The 20372-nt window shown below is 59.1% G+C and carries 20 protein-coding genes and 1 pseudogene; 12 read left to right on the top strand and 9 right to left on the bottom strand.

Features of this window, described 5'->3' with window-relative positions:
- Window positions 1-53 precede the first annotated feature (53 nt).
- A pseudogene (locus N2599_RS26765) lies at window positions 54-864 on the top strand (alpha/beta fold hydrolase).
- 131 nt (window positions 865-995) lie between these two features.
- Here N2599_RS26765 and N2599_RS26755 read toward each other — a convergent pair.
- The gene (locus tag N2599_RS26755) at window positions 996-2738 is read right to left on the bottom strand and encodes an adenylate/guanylate cyclase domain-containing protein (RefSeq protein WP_027509659.1); all 1743 of its coding nucleotides are present in this window, start codon (window positions 2736-2738) and stop codon (window positions 996-998) included.
- Between the two features lie 405 nt (window positions 2739-3143).
- Between N2599_RS26755 and N2599_RS26750 the strand changes: the two genes are divergently transcribed.
- Window positions 3144-3584 (top strand): response regulator, encoded by a 441-nt coding sequence (locus N2599_RS26750; protein WP_027509660.1) that lies wholly within the window; start codon window positions 3144-3146, stop codon window positions 3582-3584.
- A gap of 3 nt (window positions 3585-3587) precedes the next feature.
- Here N2599_RS26750 and N2599_RS26745 read toward each other — a convergent pair whose 3' ends face one another.
- Window positions 3588-4319: a TetR/AcrR family transcriptional regulator gene (locus tag N2599_RS26745; RefSeq protein ID WP_027509661.1), complete on the bottom strand. Its 732-nt coding sequence runs from the start codon at window positions 4317-4319 to the stop codon at window positions 3588-3590.
- 175 nt (window positions 4320-4494) lie between these two features.
- Between N2599_RS26745 and N2599_RS26740 the strand changes: the two genes are divergently transcribed.
- Window positions 4495-5694 carry a multidrug effflux MFS transporter gene (locus N2599_RS26740; RefSeq protein ID WP_027509662.1) on the top strand — a complete coding sequence of 400 codons (1200 nt, stop codon included), beginning with the start codon at window positions 4495-4497 and terminating at the stop codon, window positions 5692-5694.
- A gap of 39 nt (window positions 5695-5733) precedes the next feature.
- On the opposite strand, the gene N2599_RS26735 is transcribed toward N2599_RS26740, so the two are convergent.
- From N2599_RS26735 to N2599_RS37665, 4 genes are all read right to left on the bottom strand, one after another.
- The gene (locus N2599_RS26735) at window positions 5734-6768 is read right to left on the bottom strand and encodes a substrate-binding domain-containing protein (protein WP_027509663.1); all 1035 of its coding nucleotides are present in this window, start codon (window positions 6766-6768) and stop codon (window positions 5734-5736) included.
- 147 nt (window positions 6769-6915) lie between these two features.
- Window positions 6916-7152, bottom strand: a complete 237-nt coding sequence (locus tag N2599_RS26730; protein ID WP_027509664.1) for a DUF1127 domain-containing protein — start codon at window positions 7150-7152, stop codon at window positions 6916-6918.
- A 503-nt stretch (window positions 7153-7655) separates the two neighbouring features.
- Complete coding sequence (locus N2599_RS26725; RefSeq protein ID WP_027509665.1) at window positions 7656-8696, bottom strand: LacI family DNA-binding transcriptional regulator; 1041 nt, start codon at window positions 8694-8696, stop codon at window positions 7656-7658.
- Window positions 8697-8739: 43 nt separating this feature from the next.
- Entirely contained in the window at window positions 8740-9270 is a 531-nt protein-coding gene (locus N2599_RS37665) for a hypothetical protein (RefSeq protein ID WP_198521590.1), read from the bottom strand.
- On the opposite strand from N2599_RS37665, the gene N2599_RS26715 reads away from it, so the two are divergent.
- The 6 genes from N2599_RS26715 to N2599_RS26690 all read left to right on the top strand — a co-directional run bounded on the left by N2599_RS26715 (window position 9209) and on the right by N2599_RS26690 (window position 15358).
- Window positions 9209-10243, top strand: coding sequence for a Gfo/Idh/MocA family protein (locus tag N2599_RS26715; protein WP_027509667.1), 1035 nt, complete (start codon window positions 9209-9211; stop codon window positions 10241-10243). The genes N2599_RS37665 and N2599_RS26715 overlap by 62 nt on opposite strands.
- Before the next feature lie 11 nt (window positions 10244-10254).
- On the top strand, window positions 10255-11157 hold the full coding sequence (locus tag N2599_RS26710; RefSeq protein ID WP_027509668.1) for a sugar phosphate isomerase/epimerase family protein: 903 nt from the start codon (window positions 10255-10257) through the stop codon (window positions 11155-11157).
- Between the two features lie 65 nt (window positions 11158-11222).
- Complete coding sequence (locus tag N2599_RS26705) at window positions 11223-12455, top strand: ABC transporter substrate-binding protein (RefSeq protein WP_027509669.1); 1233 nt, start codon at window positions 11223-11225, stop codon at window positions 12453-12455.
- 109 nt (window positions 12456-12564) lie between these two features.
- A complete protein-coding gene (locus N2599_RS26700; RefSeq protein ID WP_027509670.1) occupies window positions 12565-13467 on the top strand; it encodes a carbohydrate ABC transporter permease in 903 nt (300 codons plus the stop codon).
- A complete protein-coding gene (locus N2599_RS26695) occupies window positions 13464-14291 on the top strand; it encodes a carbohydrate ABC transporter permease (protein ID WP_027509671.1) in 828 nt (275 codons plus the stop codon). The genes N2599_RS26700 and N2599_RS26695 overlap by 4 nt, the downstream gene beginning before the upstream one ends.
- On the top strand, window positions 14288-15358 hold the full coding sequence (locus tag N2599_RS26690) for an ABC transporter ATP-binding protein (RefSeq protein ID WP_027509672.1): 1071 nt from the start codon (window positions 14288-14290) through the stop codon (window positions 15356-15358). The genes N2599_RS26695 and N2599_RS26690 overlap by 4 nt, the downstream gene beginning before the upstream one ends.
- Before the next feature lie 15 nt (window positions 15359-15373).
- On the opposite strand, the gene N2599_RS26685 is transcribed toward N2599_RS26690, so the two are convergent.
- Entirely contained in the window at window positions 15374-16405 is a 1032-nt protein-coding gene (locus N2599_RS26685; protein ID WP_027509673.1) for an aldo/keto reductase, read from the bottom strand.
- A gap of 284 nt (window positions 16406-16689) precedes the next feature.
- Between N2599_RS26685 and N2599_RS26680 the strand changes: the two genes are divergently transcribed.
- Window positions 16690-17562, top strand: coding sequence for a LysR family transcriptional regulator (locus N2599_RS26680; protein ID WP_027509674.1), 873 nt, complete (start codon window positions 16690-16692; stop codon window positions 17560-17562).
- 119 nt (window positions 17563-17681) lie between these two features.
- Window positions 17682-17882: a hypothetical protein gene (locus N2599_RS26675; RefSeq protein ID WP_027509675.1), complete on the top strand. Its 201-nt coding sequence runs from the start codon at window positions 17682-17684 to the stop codon at window positions 17880-17882.
- A 61-nt stretch (window positions 17883-17943) separates the two neighbouring features.
- On the opposite strand, the gene N2599_RS26670 is transcribed toward N2599_RS26675, so the two are convergent.
- Window positions 17944-18414, bottom strand: coding sequence for a GNAT family N-acetyltransferase (locus tag N2599_RS26670; protein WP_027509676.1), 471 nt, complete (start codon window positions 18412-18414; stop codon window positions 17944-17946).
- A 262-nt stretch (window positions 18415-18676) separates the two neighbouring features.
- Window positions 18677-18901, bottom strand: coding sequence for a hypothetical protein (locus N2599_RS26665; protein ID WP_037141715.1), 225 nt, complete (start codon window positions 18899-18901; stop codon window positions 18677-18679).
- A 285-nt stretch (window positions 18902-19186) separates the two neighbouring features.
- Here N2599_RS26665 and N2599_RS26660 point away from each other — a divergent pair, with 285 nt between their 5' ends.
- On the top strand, window positions 19187-20332 hold the full coding sequence (locus tag N2599_RS26660) for an extracellular solute-binding protein (protein WP_027509677.1): 1146 nt from the start codon (window positions 19187-19189) through the stop codon (window positions 20330-20332).
- Window positions 20333-20372: the final 40 nt, after the last annotated feature.

Raw genomic sequence — 20372 nt, 5'->3', positions numbered from 1 at the left:
CGCTACAATCGCGACGGTCATGACAATACAAAGTCAGCATTGAAGGTGAACAGGTGGTTGAATCGATTTCCCAAGAGCACTTTCTAGCGCTAAAGCGGACCGCGATGCTGCCGAACGGGCTACGACTCTCGTACGTCGAGATGGGCGACCCCAACGGCGCGCCCATCCTCCTGCTACACGGATTTACTGACAGCGCCCGAAGCTGGAGCCTCACCGCGCCTTATCTCGCAACGGGCTTTCGCGTCATAGCGCCAGACCTGCGCGGTCACGGGAATTCCGACAAGCCTGAGGGTTGCTACACTATTCCCGAGATGGCGAATGATGTCCGGTTCCTGATAGAGCTTCTGGGCGCTGCGCCGACGCACGTAGTCGGCCATTCGCTTGGGGGACGGCTTGCGCAGGCAATCGCTGAGCGCTGGCCCGGCATCGTCGGCAAAGTCGTTCTTATGTCCACATCCGCCGCGTTGCGCGAGCGTCAGGGGTGGTTGTGGGAGAACATCCAGATGCTCCGGGATCCGATTGATCCAGAGAGCACATTCATCCGGGAATGGTGTTCCAGCGCAGTTCCGGTTGAAGAGCGTTTCCTGGCCCATGCCCGCCGCGATACCGTCACGAATCTGGCATTCCATCTGTTACGAACAGCTTGCCTATGATCCGTCGCCGCTGCTGCAGGATATTTCCGCGCCGACGCTCATCCTGCGGGGCGAGGAGGATGTGATCGCGACTGAGGAACACCAGGCGAAGATGAAGGATGGCATCGTCGGCGCGGAGTTCATTTCCCTTCCTGGCCACGGCCATAACCTTCATTGGGAAGATCCTGAAAAGGTGGCCGGCCTGATTTGGACATTTCTGGAGCGTTCGTGACCGCTCTGGGCGCGATCCCGTCAGCGCTGAGCCGACTGGTGGCACGAGGCGTCGCACTCAATTTAGAGCAGAGCTTTGCGAGCGTGCTCACTCAACGGAGCGCAATTTCCACAGATCGAGGCTGTTCCCACTCATTCCGGCAATCCGGCCATGCGATAGCCTTCGACGAAGCGCTGGACTGTCTCCGGATCGCGCGAGGGTTGTGCCGCGACCCAGTGAGTGATGGTGAATTTCGGGGTCATCGCCATGAAAAGAGCTGCCTCACGCATCGCCTCGTCTGTGCGTCCAAGTTGGGCAAGGCTAGCCGCCAGTATGCGGCGCGAGGGGCTACGGTAGATCGCCTCCATGCGCAAAATCTTGACGGCTTCTTCATATTGGCAGGCAGCGTAATGCGCGAGTCCAAGCTGCCAATAATACCACCCGGCCGGGTGCGGATTCAGTCGAAGCGCCCTTTGGGTCAGTTCGATCGCTTCCGATGCACGACCTGCGAACGCCGCAAGCTCCGAACAGATGGCTAAGGCATCCGCATTGTTTGGTTCCAGCGTGAAGGCGGCGGCGAACTCTTCATCGGACTCGGGCCAGCGTCTTTCATGGGCCAACAAAAATCCAAAAAACCAATGGCTGGCAGCGTCGTTCTCGTCCAATGCTACTGCCTTGCGGGCCAGTTCAAGGGCTCGTGATCGGTTCTCTTCCGTGGGTTCGATGCTCTGCGCCCACAATTGCCAGTAAACAAAAGCCAGCCAGCGAAATGCCTCCGCATATTCGGGATCCATGGAGACTGCCTGGTTCAAGAGTATCTCGGCCTCGCGAAGCGCTTCTGGCGAACTGTTGAACGCTGAGATCAGACTTCGCCCGCGGACACAAAGGTCATAAGCTTCGAGGCTCTTCGGACGGTTGCGTGACGGTGAATCCGACAAGCGTCCGACAAGGGCCTCGACGATTTTATCTGTGACTTCGTCCTGTACGCCGAATATGTCTTCGAGGTTTCGGTCGAAGCGTTCGGCCCAGAGGTGATCTCCGCCCACGGCGTCGATGAGCTGAACGTTGATGCGCACGCGTCCGGCGGCGCGGCGCGCACTGCCCTCCAGGATGTAGCGGACGCCCAAATCGCGTGCGATCAAGCGAACGTCGGCCGATTTTCCCTTGTAGGCAAAGGTCGAATGGTGCGCGATGACAAACAGGCCGGCATTTCTTGAAAGGTCGGTAATCAGGTCTTCGGTCAACCCGTCTGTGAAAACGTTCTGCTCGGCTTCCCCGCTCAAGTTGGTGAACGGCAACACGGCGATGGATGGCTTGGCAGGCAGCGGCAGCGCGGATTGTCCCTCGTGGCCGACCTTGGCGACGGGCTCATTGAGTAGGCGATAGACATGAACCGGTTCGGCGATGTTTTTCAGAGATTTCGGTCCAAGATCGTCAAAGTCAAACGCAAGCTTGCGTTTGACCTGATCACGGATGCCCGCCGACACATAGATTTCTCCCGGCTCGGCCAAGCTTTGTAGCCGTGCGGCTATGTTGACGCCGTCGCCATAAAGGTCACCGCCATCTACGACGACATCGCCGAGATTGATGCCGATCCTCAAGACGATACGGCGCGCCTCTGGCAGGGCGGCGTTCGCATCCGCCATCTTCCGCTGCAACTCGATCGCTCCGGTCATGGCGTTGACCGCGCTTGCGAACTCCAAGAGGACCCCGTCTCCCATCACTTTAACGATCCGGCCGCCATGCGCCCGCACGATAGGCTGGAGAATTGTCGCCCGGCGCTCCTTCAGCACCGCCAGCGTCGCAACCTCGTCGCCCTCCATCAAACGCGAGTAGCCAACGACGTCAGCGACGACGATTGCTGCAAGACGGCGCTGGACGCGTTCTTCGGCCATTGGGCAATTGTACCCGAGGAGGTGGAATTGCGCCTATGGTATTTTGCGCCCTGGGTGGAAGTCCATTGAGCCGCCTCACATCTGGATCAACACCACACTACCAAGCGGAACGACCGATGGGAGCCTCACGTGCCGAAGGCCCACCGGACCTGGGGCGAGGCAACTCCGTTTCTGCAATCAGTAGCAGCACTTTTCGGAGGCGGAAATCTGGCGGCATTCGCCGCTTTTTATCAAAGCTTATGCCGATCTTAGTGTTTTATTAGCGTTAACAAAGGGTTAATCAAAAAAACATGCGTATCGGCCCGGAACATATCCCGGCGCTACCCGTTATCTGGCCAAGTTCGGTCGGCAAAAGCCGTTCGGTACGAAGTCTTTCGCGTGCCTAGGTCAACTGGAGAGGGTGTCATGGCCACGAATGTTTTTCGTAGTTGGCTACGGGATGACATAATGAACTACAGGGTATTGATCGTTGAAGACGAGTTTCTAATCGCCCTCGACCTCGAAGCGACCGTTCAAGCCATGGGAGTGGAAGTGACGGGTCTCGCTGCAAACAAGGAACAGGCGTTGCGTCTTGCCTCGACAGCGGACGTCGCCTTTGTTGATGTCAACCTATCGGATGGCGCGACCGGCCCGGAAATCGGTCGGCGGCTCGCCGAAGAGTACGGCATTGCCGTCGTCTTCATGACAGGCAACCCGGAGATGATTGCCGGAGGCGTCAAGGGGACGCTCGGCGTCGTCAAGAAGCCGGTCAAGCCGGCCGTCATCGAACAGTCGCTGAAGTATGCCGTTGCACGCCGCAACGGCGCGCTTGCCGCCGTGCCGTCGCAGATGTTGGCTTTCGTCTGAGGCTCAGCCGCTGAGGGCTGCAAGTTTTTGCCGCGCGGCCGGTTTGTCCGTACCATAGGCACGAAGGAACGTCCGCACCGCATTGCGTGCGGCACTTTCGAGTTGCTCGTCCGTCGGCGTCTGCCCGAACAGCATCATGACCTGCAGATCCGCGTTCCCGAGCGCAAGAAATTGCCGTGCCGCCACATCGAAGTCGTCGATCTTCAGCGCACCGCTGGCGCTCAGCCGCGCAAACAGCGCGCCGAGCGCCGAAACGATCCGGCCCGGACCCTGCTGGCGCCACGTCTCGAAAAGGTGCGGATAGCGCTCACCCTCGTTCTGGACGAGCCGGCGCAGAAATTTTCCATCCTGATTGCAGATACAGTTCTTATTGACGCGGATCGCAAAGGCGACAAGATCTTCTTCCAGATTATCCGCATCTGCCGGAAATGTTGCCAGCATCGAAAAAAGCATCGAATTGGCGCGCTTCAGCACGTCGTCGACAACGGCGACGAAAAGGGTCTCTTTCTCGCAATAATGATTATAGATGGTCTGTCGCGAGACGTTGGCCTCGACCGCGATCTCATCGATACTAGCCCCTGCGAAGCCCTGGCGGCAAAACACATCGGCTGCCGCCTCCAGAATGGAAGCGCGTTTCTTGAACTGGCCGCGCTGCGTCGGGCCGTCCGCGCTCTTTTCGGGTGTCGCGAAGTTTTTCATCCCGCTAAAGATAATGCGTCTTGACCTTTTAGACAACACTGTCTAATTTTACAGCCGTGTCCAAATTAGTTGACGGACTGGTGCGCATTCGTTGACGCTTCTCCCAAGCGCGTCGTGGCTGCAGCCGACCATCATTTGAATCCCCTCGAGAGCAATGCGGCGGAGAGACATATTTTGCCTCCTTCGCTGCGCTTTTATGAAAGATCTCCAAATGACCGCTTCATTCTTTCGCATTGCGCTCGTCCTTGGCCTTTTATCGGCCATAGGCCCCTTTGCCATCGACATGTATCTTCCGGCGCTGCCTTCGATCGGCGCCGATTTGGGCTCCGACAATAGCGTAACCCAGTTGAGCCTTCTCTCCTTCTTCATTTCCTTTGCACTTGCCCAACTGCTTTACGGTCCGCTGTCCGACATGTGGGGCCGGAAACTGCCGCTTTATCTGGGTATCGGCATCTTCACCGCAGCCAGCATCGGCTGCGCGCTGGCGCAGAACATCGAAACCCTGATTACCTTCCGCTTCATCCAGGGCATCGGCGGGGCGGCCGGCATGGTCATCCCGCGGGCCGTCGTTCGTGACATGCATACCGGTGTTCAGGCAGCCCGCCTGATGTCGCTCCTCATGCTCGTCTTTTCGATCTCGCCGATCCTCGCTCCGCTGGCCGGAAGTGCGGTCATAGAGTTCTACGGCTGGCGCGGCGTCTTCTGGGCAGTGATGATCGCAGCCTTCATCGGGCTCATCCTGCTTGCAACGCAGCTCGACGAAACTCGTCCGGCAAAGGAACGCAAGGAAAGCAGCCTCGGCAGCGCGATGTCGGCATACGGCTTCCTGCTCCGCGACAAAAACTTCCTGACGCTCAGCTTCATCGGTGGTCTCGGGATTTCAAGCTTCCTCGTCTATCTCGCCAACTCGCCCTTCGTGCTCATCCAGCACTACGGCCTGACGCCGACACAGTACAGCTTCGCCTTCTCGATCAACGCCGTCTCCTTCTTCGCGGTATCGCAGGCGACCGGCTGGCTCGGCGAGCGTTTCGGACTCGTTCGCGTCATGCGCACAGCCGTCACCGCCTATTCCCTCGTCATGGTCGCCTTGGCAGTCGTCATGGCTGCGGGCATCAACCAGCTTCCTGTGCTGGCCGTCTTCCTTTTCATCGGATACGGCTTTCTCGGCCTTGTCATTCCAACGAGCGCGGTTCTTGCTCTGGAGGATCACGGTGAGATCGCAGGCACCGCTTCGTCATTGATGGGGACGTTGCACTTCGTCATTGCGGCGGTCGCAATGGTGGTATCGAGCCTGTTTGCCGACGGCACGGCCGTTCCAATGGCGGCAGGCATTGCGGCCTGCGCGCTGCTTGCCTTCATCCTGACGCAGGCAACACTTGGCCGCCGCGCCGCCGCCGCTCCTGCCGAGTAACAATCCCGGCCGCGGCCTTGTCGGGCGCGGTCGTTCTCGTCACTTGAGGGAAAAGGCGTCGCTTTCACCTGGGACCAGCTCCAGCGGCCAGATCGTGTTGCGGGCGCCCTTCGGATAGTATTTCGCATAGGCGGGCATGGTCGCAAGCAGGGTCTCGGCCAACTCGACGCCGAGATCGCGCAGCGACATGCGAAAGCAGGTGAGGGCCGGCTGCAGGAATTTTGCGCGCGGCTCCTCACGGAAGCCGATCACTGCCAGATCGCGCCCCGGAACGACGCCTGCCTCGACCAGCTTTCTGTAAAGACCGATCGCCATCAACTCGTAGATCAGGATGATCGCTGTCGGCTTGTGGTCCAAGAGCAGCAATTCGTGGCCCGCCTGGTAGCCGCCCTGCTCACTCGACTTGACGCGGATGACCAGCTTCGGATCAAACGGGATGCCGTGCCGCTGGAGTGACTGCCGGTAGGCATCGATGAAGATGTAGCCGAGATTGATATCGCTCGAGGGTGCTGCGATTGCGATCCTGCGATGTCCCTTGGCCACCAGTCGATCAACCGCCGATGCGGCCACGCCCTCGAAATCAAGGTCGATCCAGGTGTAGTTGCCACCGGACGAGCTGCGTCCGAGCGCGACGAAGGGAATCTTCGCCTTCACCAGAAGGTCGATGCGTTTATCGATCCGCTGCGTCGCCGAAATGATCATCGCATCGACGACGCGCCGCGCCACCATGCGCTTCAGATATTCATAGGGATCTTCGTCGCTGGGACACGGCAGCATCACGAGGTCAAGTTTGTGCCGCGCAAACACGCTCTGCAGACCGCCAGTCAGGCCGAGGAAGAAGTTGTCGCTGTTTTCGACCGTTTCCTTGCTGGATTCGATCATCAAGCCGATGACGTTGGTCGTGCCTTGCCGGAGGCTGCGGCCAGACTGGTTTGCCACATAGCCGAGCTCTTCGGCGGCAGCGAGCACGCGCTTTCGCGTTTCCTCGTTGACATCCGGCTTGCCGTTCAGCGCGCGGGAAACGGTCCCGATCGATATGTCCAGATGCTCGGCAAGCTGTCGGATCCCCTTCATCGGCAGCGATCTTCCTCCCAAATCGAAACGCGTGATCTCTCTTATTGCCACAGGAAAGCATTTCCGGAAAGCGGTTCGCGGCGGTCTTCAGGATCAGCAGATGCCAGGCCCGGCGAACAAGCCGCCGGGCCTGGATGTCATCTTACGTCAGGGCAGGGTGCCCCAAGGGGAGAATCTGATCTCGCCGAGCGCGTCGTCAACCTCCGGAAGACCGATGTCGCGGCGCGTACGATTTGACAGATGGGAGATCTGGTTCACCGTTTGATGATGCTTCCAGGCGGCCAGAGCTAACGCGCGCGCAGTTCTCCAGACACCAAATTTCTGGCACAGGTCATCGACCGTTGCCGAGAGGCTTTCAACAACTATTGATTGTGCTTCACGCATGATTTTCTGCCCCGGCGCCGTCAAGCAGCCAGGTCCTTTCGAATCAAAAGACGCGCGGAGGCGGACACAGAAACGCCAATAGCCGTTCTGCCAGCCGGTCACGTCAGGTTAGGTGAGAAAACGCCAAAATGGCGGAAATCCGGGACTTAGAAGGTCACGGAGTAATGTCGGCCCAAGTTAGATGCGCAATGCATCGAAGCCATGAGAGCCGTTCCGCCAATGGGGCGCACAAACATGATAATGGAATTCATTTACGCCTCCTCTGATAGAATTGCGGAATAGTTTTATTATTACACGACATCGAATGATCGGCAACACTAAATCCTGAATTGCAGAGATCGCCGTCGTAATTGTTGCATAACGGCAACATTGCTGTGGTGTCGATCATCGCCTTCAGTAGTCCGGCGTCTTCGAGGATCGGACCTGAAGAGCCCGAGCAATGCGATCGGCGCAGAAGTGCGAAACACGGACTGCCTTCCCATCGCATGGCGATCTTTCGTGGATCAAGGCTTGAAGCTGTCACGGATGATAAGTTCCGGAATGACCCTCTCGTAGGCAGGCGGCAGGTCCGGGTTGGCAAGCCGACGTTCCACGAGTTCGACGGCGCGCTGCGCCATCACGGCCGGATCCTGGCGGAACGTCGTGAGCCGGTAGCTTAGCCAGGCCGCCTCCGGTACATCGTCGAAGCCGATCACCGCGACGTCTTCCGGTATCCGCAAGCCGAGCGTCTTTCGCACATAGTCCATCAATCCGAAGGCGATCAGGTCGTTGGCGCAATAGACGGCTTCCGGCTGTTCAGCCTGTGCGAAGAGCTGGCGTGCCGCACCAATGCCGCTGTCGTAGTCGGAATCCCTGCCGCGGCCAACCGAAACCGAAGCGCCCAGCTCCTCGGCTGCCACCCGGAAGGCCGTCTCGCGCTCGGCAATGCTGGATGTCGCCGAATGCGACGCGGCAACAGCCAGCCGCCGGTAGCCATTGTCGAAGAAGGCTACCGCTGCCTTGCCGGACGCTTCGGTGTTTCCTGCACTGACATGATCGGCATCCGGCTCGGTGCGGCCGATGACCACCAACGGCTGGCCGTTGCGGTGGGCGATATCCACGAAGCTTTCGGGCGGCGAACCGGAGAGGATGATCGTTGCCTCGGCGCGGTGGCCGATCAGCATCTTCTGCGCTGCAAGCAATTCATCCTCGGTCTGCCCGGTATTGATCAGGATCGGGATGCTGCCCCGCTTTATCAGCGTTTTTGCAAGTGCTGCCGCCAGATGGGCGCGAAAACCGACTTCCGGGCGTGTCGCGACGATTCCGACAAGGCGGCTTTGATTGGCAAGAACGCCGCGCGCCAGATCATTGACGTGGTAGCCGAGTTCCTCGGCAGCCTTCTGCACTCGCTCGCGGGTCGCGGGTGCGACGCTCGCGCCGGGGGTGAACGTCCGTGAAACCGCGGAGCGGGAAACGCCCGCAAGCTGTGCCACCTGCTCGGCGCTGACAAAGCGCATTCGATCCTTGCGCTTGGTCTTTCCCTCGTTGATCGGGCCGTCGTTCATTGGCGTTCCTTTAGCACGTCTGTCTTTAGAAATCGCTCCACGATCAGCATAAAACCAAGGATGGTGACAGAGCCGGAGGAGGGGTGATGAAGCCGGCAAGAACACGCACCAGCGTCGTCGTTCCGCAGCCTGAAGAGCCGAGCAGGGCAGTGAATTCGCAGCGGGCGATGCTGGGATTGATTTCGTCCAGAACTTGCGTTGCGCCATAGCGGCAGGCAACGGAATTAAGCTCCAGAACCGCGTCGTGTGTCATGCTCAATCCCTCCAATTGCACGGCTGTGCGAGCCGAGTCTGGTAGAATGTTTGTTTTACGGTCAGATGACATGGTGGATATTTCTCTGCTGCGCTGCGGCACGAACTTGCCTAAAGGTCCGCATTTAAAGCCATTTTTCGCAGCATTTTGCTCAAATCTGCCCTCTATTGACAGAAAGAAACCTTTCCGCTTAGTATCGTAAACGTTTACGGGACACGCTTTCGGCGAATTGCCGGGACGCGCGCCGCGGGAGGAAATCGTGAAATTGAATGCAGTTCTCTGCGGATGCGGAGCCATGTCCAAGGGCTGGCTGCGCGCCATAAAGGAAACCCCGGCTCTGGCCGAAGCGATCAAGGTTACGGGCCTCGTCGATGTCAATCCGGCTGCGGCCGAAGCGCTCGCCGCTGAATTCGGCTTGAGCGGGGCTGCCATCGGCACAAATCTTTCCGCCGTCATTGCAACGGCGAAGGCGGATATCGTCTTCGACGTCGTCATCCCGACTGCCCGGTTCAACGTCGTCTCCACGGCACTCAAGGCCGGCTGTCATGTGCTCAGCGAAAAGCCGATGGCAACCTCCCTGACGGAAGGGGCTGCGTTGATCGATCTTGCGGCCGAAACCGGCAAGATCCACGCAATCATCCAGAACCGCCGCTTCATATCCGGTGTCCGCCGCATGCGCCGTTTTGTCGAATTGGGTGCGATCGGCGAACTGACCGGCATCCACTGCGACTTCTTCCTCGCCCCGCATTTCGGCGGCTTTCGCGAAGACATGGATAACGTCCTGCTTCTCGACATGGCGATCCACACTTTCGATGCCGCACGCTATGTCGCTGGCAAAAAGCCGCTCGCTGTCTACTGCATCGAGCGCAATCCCAAGGGATCGTGGTACCGTCACGGCGCCTCTGCGAACGCCACCTTCGAATTCTCCGACGATGTCGTTTTCACCTATCGCGGCTCCTGGTGCGCCGAAGGCGAGCGCACGAGCTGGGAAAGCCAGTGGCGTCTCGTCGGCTCCAGGGGAATGCTGACCTGGGATGGAGACGACACGTTCAGCGCCGCGGTTGCAGGGGAGGAGACGGGTCTGCTGCGCGGCTTTGCGCCCGTCAACGTTCCGGAGCCGGAGCGCGACGAGGAAACACACGGCCATGCCAGCGTGATTGCCGGCTTCGTGGACGCCATCCGGACCGGCAAACGGCCGGAGACTGTCAGCAGCGACAATATCAGAAGCCTTGCCATGGTCTTCGGCGCGATCGAAAGCGCCAGGACCGGCAAGCGCATCGAGATTTCAGCATAAGGAATGAGATTGTGAGCAATTCTGCAAAGTCCATCCGTATCGGCACAATGGTCAGCGCGTCCAAGGGCGGCGCCGACAAGCGCATCGGCCAGATCGCCGATATGGGTTTTGAGAGCTTCGAGCCCTTTTTCTGGCAAACGACCAACGGGCAGGATCTTGCCGAACTCGGCAAGCGTTCCCTCGACGCGATCGGCGGCCGCGACATCACCATCTCGACGCTCGGCATGTTCGGCAATCCGCTGGAAGAAACCGATATCGACTTGCAAACGCTGCAAGGCTGGAAAGACTGCATCGACAATGCCCATCATTTCGGCGCCACCTGCGTTGCCGGCTTTACCGGCCGGGTTCGGGGCAAGCCGCTGACCGACAGCCTGCCGCGCTACAAGCAGATATGGAGCGAGCTTGCCAAGCGCGCCGCCGACAAGGGCATCAAGATCGCCTTCGAAAACTGCGCGATGGACGGCAATTGGACGACCGGCGACTGGAACATCGCCCACAATCCGGATGCCTGGGAGCTGATCTTCAACGAGACGCCGGACGACAACATCGGCCTTGAGTGGGAACCTTGCCATCAGATGGTGTACCTGATCGAGCCGCTGCCACAGATCCGCAAGTGGGCAAAGAAAATCTTCCATGTCCACGGCAAGGATGCGACGATCCGCTGGGATGTCATCAAGGAGCATGGCATCTTCGGCAAGGAAAAGTTCGTCTTCATGCGCACGCCGGGCTTCGGCGACAGCAACTGGACGGACATCATTTCCGAGCTGCGTCTGGCCGGCTGGTCGGGCTCGATCGATATCGAAGGCTGGCATGATCCGGTCTACCGCGATGCGCTGGAGATGACCGGCCAGGTCCATGCACTGAATCATCTGAAGCATGCCCGGGGCGGCGATTTCGTCGTCGATCCGGTTTGACGATACCGCGTCCGGCAAGGAGGATTTTGCCGGACTGTCGGGGATAACCACAAAGGAGGAGAACCATGGCTATCCGTAAATTTGCAGTTCTGGGCGCTCTGGCACTTGCCGGCGTCTCGCTCTTTGGCCTTTCCGCCAAGGCGGAAGACGTTACCATCAGCGTCTGGTCGCTCGACCGCGACATCCAGCCGGCGCCGAATCTCGTCAAAGATTTCAACAAGCTCAACAACGGTATTAAAGTCGAATATCGCCAGATTCAGTTCGATGACGTCGTCAGTGAGGCAATGCGCGCTTATTCCACAGGACAGGCGCCCGATATCATCGCCGTCGACAATCCTGAGCACGCACTCTTCTCGTCGCGCGGCGCATTCCTCGATCTCACAGACATGATCTCGAAGTCGACGGTCGTAAAGCCGGAGAACTATTTTCCCGGACCGCTGAAGTCCGTGATGTGGGACGGTAAGTACTACGGCGTGCCGAAGGCGACCAACACGATCGCGCTTTACTACAACAAGGACATGTTCAAGGCGAAAGGCCTCGATCCGAACAAGCCGCCGAAGACATGGGACGAACTCGTTGAGGACGCGCGCAAGCTGACTGACCCGGCCAAGAACGTCTATGGCCTGGCCTTCTCCGCCAAGGCGAACGAGGAAGGTACCTTCCAGTTTCTTCCTTGGGCCCAGATGGGTGGCGGCGGCTACGAGAACATCAATGCAGACGGCGCGGTCAAGGCGCTTGAGACCTGGAAGACCATCATGGACGAGAAGCTTGCCTCGCCCGATAGTCTGACACGTGGTCAGTGGGATTCGACCGGCACCTTCAACTCCGGCAATGCCGCAATGGCGATCTCCGGTCCGTGGGAACTCGACCGCATGATGAAGGAAGCCAAGTTCGACTGGGGTGTGACCCTGCTTCCGGTTCCGAAGGAAGGCGCTGAGCGCTCGTCGGCCATGGGCGACTTCAACTGGGCGATTTTTGCCAGCAGCAAGCACCCGGACGAAGCCTTCAAAGTGCTCGAATTCTTCGCCTCGCAGGACGACAAGATGTTCAAGAACTACGGTCAGCTTCCGGCCCGTTCCGACATCACCATCCCGGCGACCGGCGAAGCACTGAAGGATGACGCCCTCAAGGTCTTCATCGAGCAGTTGAAATACGCCAAGCCCCGCGGCCCGCATCCGCAATGGCCAAAGATCTCCAAGGCGATCCAAGATGCAATCCAGGCTGCACTGACCGGCCAGATGAGCCCGAAGGATGCGCTTGATCAGGCCGCAGACAAGATCAAGGCAGTCCTCGGCTAGTCTCCCGACCTAACCGGATGGCCTTCGGGCCATCCCATCATTTCCTCCCGGCAGGGGCTGCCTATGAGCGAAAGCATCAGGCAGCCCCGTTCGGAGTATCGGAGGACCGATGAAAAGGATTCTTTCCAGCGTCAGGGACGGCCGCGGTTTCGATATCGCGCTAGTCGCCTTTCCGCTCATCTTTCTGTTCGTGATGGCAGGCTTGCCACTCATCTACAACGTCGTGATGAGTTTCCAAGAGGTCGATATGTTCAGCCTCGGCACCTTCTCGCGTCCTTTCGTCGGCTTCAAGAACTACACCGACCTATTCGCGCTGCCGGAAACCTGGCCGATCCTTCGCAACACGGCAATTTTCGTCATCGGATCCATCGCTGGCCAGTTCCTGATCGGCTTCGGCTTGGCGTTATTTTTCTGGGTGAATTTTCCCGGCGCATCGTGGCTGCGCGGTCTTTTCCTCGTCTCCTGGGTCATGCCCGGCCTCGTTGTCGGCGCCATCTGGAACTGGATTCTCTCCGGTGACTTCGGCGTGTTGAATTTCATCCTGAAAGAAAGCGGCATCATCAGCGGCAACATCTTCTGGCGCTCGGACCCACACTACTCTCTTTATGCCGTCATCATCGCCAATGTCTGGCTCGGCACTGCGTTCAACATGATCCTCCTCTCCGTCGGCCTGTCCAGCATTCCAGGCGATCTTTACGAGGCAGCCGAACTCGACGGCGCCAATGCCTGGCAGCGCTTCTGGACGATCACCTTGCCGATGATGCGCTCGACAATCGGTGCCATCGTCGCGCTCGGCCTGATCTTCACGCTGCAGCAGTTTGACCTTTTCGCGGCGATCACCTCCGGCGGGCCGAACAATTCCTCGAACGTGACGCAATACTGGGCCTGGGACCTGTCCTTCCGCCAATATGACTTCGCCAAAGGGGCCACGATCTCCGTCATCATGATCGTCTTCGTCATGATCGCCTCGGTCGTCTACGTACGCTCGACACGCCATGAGGTGCGCGGATGAGCGAGACGAACCGCAACCGCCTGATGCTCGCGATCGCCATCGTCATGGCGGCGATCTATCTCTTTCCGCTCTACTGGATGTATATCACGACGCTCAAAAGCGGCTCGGAGATGTTCGCCACGCCGCCGAGCTTCTGGCCTTCCTCGCCGCAATGGGGCACATACGGCTATGTCTGGGAAAGCCGGAACATGGGCCGCTATCTCTGGAATTCGCTGGTCATCGCCATCGGCTCCGTCACGCTCATCACCTTTCTCGGCGTCGGCTGCGCCTACGTGCTGGCGCGCTACCGCAATGTTTGGGTGGATATCGGCCTGTTCCTCATCCTGATGCTGCAGGTTCTTCCTGCTTCGCTGATGGTCACGCCGATCTTCGTCGGTTTCTCGCAGTTCGGCATGCTCAACTATCCGCGCCTTGCTGTTATCATCGCCATTGCTGCGAAAAGCATGCCCTTCTTCGTCGTCCTCGTCCGTGCCACTTTCATGGCGGTGCCGCAGGAACTCGAGGAGGCCGCCCTCGTCGACGGCAATTCCCGCGTCGGCGCCTTCTTCAACATTGTCCTGCCGCTTGCCCGGAACGGCATCCTCGTCAGTGCGATCCTAATCTTCATGCAGGCCTTCGGCGAATTCGTCTATGCGAAGTCGATGATCCAGGCCGCCGAGCTTCAGCCGGCGAGCGTCGGTCTCAATTCCTTCATGGGACCGAACACCAACGAATGGAACAATATCATGGCCTACGCCACGATGTATGTGACGCCGATCCTCGCCATTTTCGTTCTCTTGCAGCGCCGCATCGTATCCGGCCTCACCTCGGGAGCCCTCAAATGACCACTCAGATCGAGCTTGCCGGCGTCAACAAGCACTATGGCGCCTTCCACGCTCTCAAGAACATCAACCTGTCGATCGCCAAGGGAACGTTCGTGGCCCTCGTCGGTCCCTCCGGCTGCGGCAAGTCCACGCTTCTGCGGTCTCTGGCGGGACTTGAAAGCATCTCCGAAGGCGACCTTAAGATTGCTGGCGAGCTGATGAACAACGTGCCGCCGCGCAAGCGCGATGTGGCCATGGTCTTCCAGTCCTACGCGCTTTATCCGCATATGACCGTCGAGCAGAACCTGACTTACAGTCTCCGGATCCGTGGCGTCGCGAAAGCCGAGGCGAAGAAAGCCGCCGAGGAAGTCGCCACCACCACCGGCCTGTCGCATCTCCTGAAGCGCTATCCGCGCGAGCTTTCCGGTGGCCAGCGTCAGCGCGTCGCCATGAGCCGCGCCATCATCCGTCATCCGAAGGCATTCCTCTTCGACGAACCGCTGTCCAATCTGGATGCGGCGCTGCGCGTTCATATGCGCAAGGAAATCAGAGCCTTGCACGATCGGCTTCATGCAACATCGGTCTACGTCACGCATGATCAGATCGAGGCTATGACCATGGCCGATCACGTCGTCGTCATGCGCGAGGGCATCATCGAGCAGCAGGGCAGGCCGCTTGATCTTTACGACACGCCCGCCAACAAGTTCGTTGCCGGCTTCATCGGCTCACCCGCGATGAACTTCATCCCGGCGATCGTCGGCGAAGATGGTGCAAGCCTGACGCTCGACCTCGGTCCGCTCAAGCAGAAGCTGGCGCTTGCCGGCAAACTGCAGCCCGGCCGCAAGGTGACGGCCGGCATCCGCCCCGAACATATCGGCATCACCGGCCAAGGGCAGGGCACCTTCGATGTCCCGGTCGCCGTCGTCGAATCCACCGGTTCCTCGACCTTCATCACCGCGGCAACCGAGCCGGAACTCACCATCGTCGAAACCGGGCGTGGCAGCGCGCAGGCGGGGGACACCGTCGGCGTGGTCGTCGATCCGGCTCAGCTACACCTTTTCGACGAGGCAAGCGGCGTCAGGATCTGACGCCGCCTTCAAAAGCTAGCGGCCGCCTTCCATTTTGCGGTGGCGCTGGTTGATGCCGTGCGCACCATAGGGATATTGCCCGGGTGTCGGGGCGCTGACCTCGTCGAGCCTGGCAGTCTCCTCAATCGAAAGCACGAGACTGGCGGCGCTAAGATTGTCGGCGAGCTGCTCGGGGTTTCGCGCGCCCAGAATGACGGAGGTCACGGCCGGGCGCGCCGCCGTCCAGGCAAGGGCAACTTGCGCCATGCTGACGCCGCGGGCTCTCGCGATGTCCTCGACCGCGCCGATGATGGCCCAGGTACGCTCCTGCGCATTGCGGGCTTCGAAAGCCTCGCCGCCGCGCGTTGGATTTTCGCCAAGGCGGGTTGCGCCGGTCGGAATCTGATCGCGCCTGTACTTGCCCGTCAGCCAGCCGCCGCCGAGCGGTGACCAGGGCAACAATCCCATGCTGGCATCCTGGCAGGCGGCGACGATTTCAAGCTCGATATCGCGCATCAGCAAATTGTATTGCGGCTGAAGCGTCACCGGTCGTGTGTAGCCGCGCGCCTTGGCAATCTCGGAAGCCTTGGCAATGTGCCAACCAACATAGTTGGAGAAGCCGTAATAGCTGATCTTGCCGGCTGAAACGGCGTCATCGAGGAAACGCAGCGTCTCCTCGATCGGCGTCAGCGCGTCCCAGGCATGCATCTGGTAGAGATCGATATGCTCGACGCCGAGACGGTGGAGGGAGTCGTCGAGCGCTTGGTGGAGGTGTTTGCGCGAAAGGCCGATATCGTTCGGACCCGAACCCATCGGAAAGCGACCTTTAGTCGCGATCACAGCTTGCTTTGCCTCGATTGGCCGCGCCTTCAGCCAACGCCCGATGATCTCTTCGGACTTGCCGGCGCTATAGACATCGGCAGTATCGATGAAATTGCCGCCCCAGGCGAAATAGTCGTCGAGCAACCTGTGAGAGGCGGCTTCGTCAGCCTCTGCGCCGAAGGTCATCGTGCCGAGACAATAGGCGGTCACGATCGTGCCGCTCGGACCGAGTTTGCGATAATCCATGCTTACCTCCAATGAACATCAAGGCCGCGACACTAAGAGCGGCCACTATCTCAGCATCATCGGCACTGACGGCGGTGCCGCAGCCATTGCTTCCTTTTCTTCCGCAGCCTTCGAAGTGCAAGGCCTGAGAAGGCACTCATGAATCGGGTGAGTGAAGAATAGGATTGGTCACTTGAGGAAGAAGCTGTGCCGATAACACAGCGAGAGAATGCGTCAGGCGCTTCCATCTTTCAAACGGAAGATTTAGATAAGATTGATCGATTTCTTTGCACAATGAGGATCCAGTGGAACTACGCCAGCTCCAATATTTTGTCGCTGCAGCAAAGGCCGAGCATTTTACGAAAGCCGCGCAACGCTTAAACATCGTTCAGTCCGCTCTATCGAGTTCGGTCCGGGCATTGGAAGAAGAGCTGAAGGCGCAGCTCTTCGTCCGCACCACTCGAAAGGTGCGGCTGACAGCCGCCGGCAGGGCGCTGCTCGAGAAGGCGGAGATCGTCCTTCAGGCAGCGAAGGATGCACGGGAAGCGGTAAGTGCCGTTACCCAGGCGAAATCTGGCAAGCTGAACCTGGGAACCGTTCAGGGCCTTCCGGCATTTCTCGATCTGCCGCTTCTGCTTGCCCGTTTTCATGAGCGTCATCCGCATATCGACGTGCGCCTGATACAGGGCGGGGCGGCCCATCTGCTGGAGAAGGTCAGGAACGGCAAACTCGACCTCGCATTCCTGCCGATGTTCGATCCCCCGAGCGACATTGCAACCGTCACGATCGCCTGCGAAGAACTGGTCGTTGTCTGCAACAAGACGCATTCGCTTGCATCAAGCGAGTTTGTTTCTCTTGGCGAAATTGCATCCCATGCCTTTGTCGAATTCGAGCAGGATTTGGGTACGCGCAAGATCATAGATGATCTATTTCTGAGAGCGAATATTGATCGCAAGATCGCATTCGAGGTGAGCGACCTCGGCACATTGATGGAACTCGTCGGACACGGGCTGGGCATCGCACTCGTGCCGGAATCGGTAGCCTGCAGCCGGGCTCAGATACTGAGTGTTTGCCGTCTGAAAGACGCCGATGCATGCTGGGAAGTCGTATTGGCTTCATCGGCAGCATCGGGCGATGCACTGCCGAGACGCTTCGAGGAGATTATCGGAAAGGGATAGCGCCAGCATCGAAGTTCGACCCGCACCTGAGGGGCCATGAGTTGTAGGTGCTATCGAGGCAGCGCCGGCGTATGATCGGTCTATCGTCGGCATCGAGTGGTGTGCGAGAGGGATGGCAAATGAGACGGAAATTCGGTTACACATTCGGGACGATTTTGATCCTGCTCGGATTGATCTGGATCGGCCAGGGGAGCGGATTTTTCCCGTACCCGTCCTCGAGTTTTATGATCAATCAAAGCATCTGGATTCTGTGGGGACTCATCGTCCTGGGGATCGGTGGCGTGGCCGTGTTTGTCACCCGCAGGCTCGGCGGGGAGTGACAACCATGCAGCGCACCCCAACCACGGTAGATGGCATCCACATAGGACCGAGCATGCGGACTTAGGCGGTCATTGCTCGCCAACAGATCAGCGGGCCATCTTCCATGTCGACACGTTCGCCGATGCGGATGAACCCGTTGCGCTCCAGAACGCGTTGGGACGCGATGTTCTCGACGCCTGTCTCCGCGGATATCTGGACGACGCGCGGGTCAGCACGCCCCCATGAAAGTAGTTCGCCAATAGCCCTGCTCGTGTATCCACGGCCTTGTCGCGCTGGCGCCACCCCGTAGCCGATATGGATATCCCCGCCCTGGGGAACTCTGACTATGGAGCAAAGACCAACGACCTCATCCTCGCCTACGATCAGCCAGGCCGACGGCGCGAACCAGGGGCGAATCTCGTCGGCAAGCTTACTCAGCATTTCCAGCACGTCTGGAGGTGCGATCGTGCCGTCGCGAACGACGCGAAGATTGCGAGGCGCGGTGCCTTTCAGCAGCGCTTCAAAGTCACAAGTAGTTGCTTCGACGATCATTCTTTCTCGACATCTCGTGTGGCCCGGGGGGTGCGCTGAGGCGGAACGGGGAGCTGGCGTTTCGCCTGTAGCAAGCCTAAGGACCATCACTTCCAGCGCCGTGGCGGGTGAGTGCTAAAATTGCCGCTACGGCAAACACAGGCATACTCCCTGGGGATGAAAACGCACCTATCACCCCTCCGCCAGAATCACAAGCTGCTGCGGCTACAGCCGATTGAGGTGTACGGCCGTTGTCCACAAGGGCCGCGCCAGGCTCTCAATGCTAGACTGCTTCCGTTTGCATGACCTCGCCGAGCGTCTTCGGTAACGCATTGTTATTGTGATCTGGCCGCACGACGGCGGTCATGCTCTTGTTCGCCTGCGCGTCAACGCGTTCTGCAGCGTCTCGAAGCAATGTTGCGAGAACGTCAAGCGATACCCTGTCGGCGCGCATAAGCTGACGGATCAGCGGATCGCTCAATATCTCTGACATGGTCATATCGCGCATAGTTGCCTCCTGATGAGGAAAACAATCTAACCGCGATTGATTACAATCTAATGTAAAAGCGACGGCGAAAAGATGGCCGCAGGACGGGCCTAAACCATAGGCCGCATCAAAAGCCTCGAATCGGCCTGCGCATTCGATGTTTTTCCAGTTCGAGGAGATGAAATGCACGGCTGTGCAAAAAATCCCGCACATAGACCCTTTTGTCATCCCGATGTCACGCGTCAGCGTTAGCTAGCTCCATCAGCCACGAGGGGCACAGCCTCGAAAAACCGAATGGAGACGGTCATGAACAGACGCGAGTTTCTTATCACATCGTCAGCCGCAACAGCTCTTCTGGCCGTGCCGCGTTTCGCTTCGGCGGCAGCACAGACGATCGAACTCTACAGCCCCTCCGACGCCAATATCGTCGACTTCTGGAACAATATCGTGCGTCCGGCTTTCGAAAAGGCCCACCCTGAGATTGCTCTGAAGGTAACCGACGCCGGCGACAACACCGGCCTGCGCGCCATTGCCGATCGCGCGCTGGCGGCCCTCCAGACCAAGACCGATCCGCAGGCAGACATTTTCGAAACCTTCGACCCGCGCCTGCCGAAAGGCGGGATCGACGCCGGCCTCTGGGTCAAATTCTCGGCGGAGAACATCGAAGGCTTCGACCGCGTCAATCCGCTGAGTTTCGATAACGAGTATTCGCTTCCCTATCGCGGCTCGCAGGTTCTTCTTGCTTACGACAACACAAAGCTCGATCCCAAGGATGCGCCGAAGACGTGGGAGCAGCTGACGGTATGGATCAAGGCCAATCCCGGCCAGTTCATCTACAATCGTCCCGACAAAGGCGGTTCGGGCAGCAACTTCGTTCGCCGTGCGATCCATGAGGCCAACGGTCGCGATCCGAAGAAGTTCACCATCGACAACTTCTCGGCCGATTATGCCAGCCAGACGCTGACGCCTGCCTGGGCGATCCTCAATGATCTTGCCCCGTCGCTTTACGAAAAGGGCGCCTATACGGCCGGCAACACCCAATCGATCCAACTTCTTGCCCAAGGCGTCGTCACCATGGTTCCGGTCTGGTCGGACCAGGTTTTGCAGGCGATTTCCCAAGGCGTTCTGCCGGAAACGACCAGCCTCATTCAGCTTGGCGATCTCGCGCTTTGCGGCAATTTCTCGCGCATGACGGTGCTGTCGAACGGCGCGCATAAGGACGTCGCCTTGAAGCTTGCAGCATTCCTGCTGACCAAGGAGATGCAGGAAGCGATCATTACCGAGATCGGCGGCTTCCCCGGCATCTCCTGGGATCACATCTCGGATGATCTCCGCCAGAAATATGCCGACGTCGTCCCGGCATCGATCCCGACCTTTCCGAGCGGCGATTGGGAGCCAGCGATCAACGACGGCTGGTACCGCAATGTCGCACCAGGCATCAGCCGCACCTGATGCGCAGGGATCTTGTGCTACAATCGCTGACGCGCTGGCG

The organism is Rhizobium sullae (genome assembly GCF_025200715.1).
Classification (GTDB): domain Bacteria; phylum Pseudomonadota; class Alphaproteobacteria; order Rhizobiales; family Rhizobiaceae; genus Rhizobium; species Rhizobium sullae.
Note: the sequence above shows the minus strand (reverse complement) of the source record. Positions and strands in the feature narration are given on the sequence as shown.

Coding starts and splice junctions, on each gene's coding strand:
- N2599_RS26755 (WP_027509659.1), bottom strand. CDS start 2,738: ATGGCCGAAGAACGCGTCCAGCGCCGTCTTGCAGCAATCGTCGTCGCT.
- N2599_RS26750 (WP_027509660.1), top strand. CDS start 3,144: ATGGCCACGAATGTTTTTCGTAGTTGGCTACGGGATGACATAATGAAC.
- N2599_RS26740 (WP_027509662.1), top strand. CDS start 4,495: ATGACCGCTTCATTCTTTCGCATTGCGCTCGTCCTTGGCCTTTTATCG.
- N2599_RS26735 (WP_027509663.1), bottom strand. CDS start 6,768: ATGAAGGGGATCCGACAGCTTGCCGAGCATCTGGACATATCGATCGGG.
- N2599_RS26730 (WP_027509664.1), bottom strand. CDS start 7,152: ATGCGTGAAGCACAATCAATAGTTGTTGAAAGCCTCTCGGCAACGGTC.
- N2599_RS26725 (WP_027509665.1), bottom strand. CDS start 8,696: ATGAACGACGGCCCGATCAACGAGGGAAAGACCAAGCGCAAGGATCGA.
- N2599_RS37665 (WP_198521590.1), bottom strand. CDS start 9,270: ATGGCGCGCAGCCAGCCCTTGGACATGGCTCCGCATCCGCAGAGAACT.
- N2599_RS26705 (WP_027509669.1), top strand. CDS start 11,223: ATGGCTATCCGTAAATTTGCAGTTCTGGGCGCTCTGGCACTTGCCGGC.
- N2599_RS26700 (WP_027509670.1), top strand. CDS start 12,565: ATGAAAAGGATTCTTTCCAGCGTCAGGGACGGCCGCGGTTTCGATATC.
- N2599_RS26695 (WP_027509671.1), top strand. CDS start 13,464: ATGAGCGAGACGAACCGCAACCGCCTGATGCTCGCGATCGCCATCGTC.
- N2599_RS26690 (WP_027509672.1), top strand. CDS start 14,288: ATGACCACTCAGATCGAGCTTGCCGGCGTCAACAAGCACTATGGCGCC.
- N2599_RS26685 (WP_027509673.1), bottom strand. CDS start 16,405: ATGGATTATCGCAAACTCGGTCCGAGCGGCACGATCGTGACCGCCTAT.
- N2599_RS26675 (WP_027509675.1), top strand. CDS start 17,682: ATGAGACGGAAATTCGGTTACACATTCGGGACGATTTTGATCCTGCTC.
- N2599_RS26670 (WP_027509676.1), bottom strand. CDS start 18,414: ATGATCGTCGAAGCAACTACTTGTGACTTTGAAGCGCTGCTGAAAGGC.
- N2599_RS26665 (WP_037141715.1), bottom strand. CDS start 18,901: ATGCGCGATATGACCATGTCAGAGATATTGAGCGATCCGCTGATCCGT.
- N2599_RS26660 (WP_027509677.1), top strand. CDS start 19,187: ATGAACAGACGCGAGTTTCTTATCACATCGTCAGCCGCAACAGCTCTT.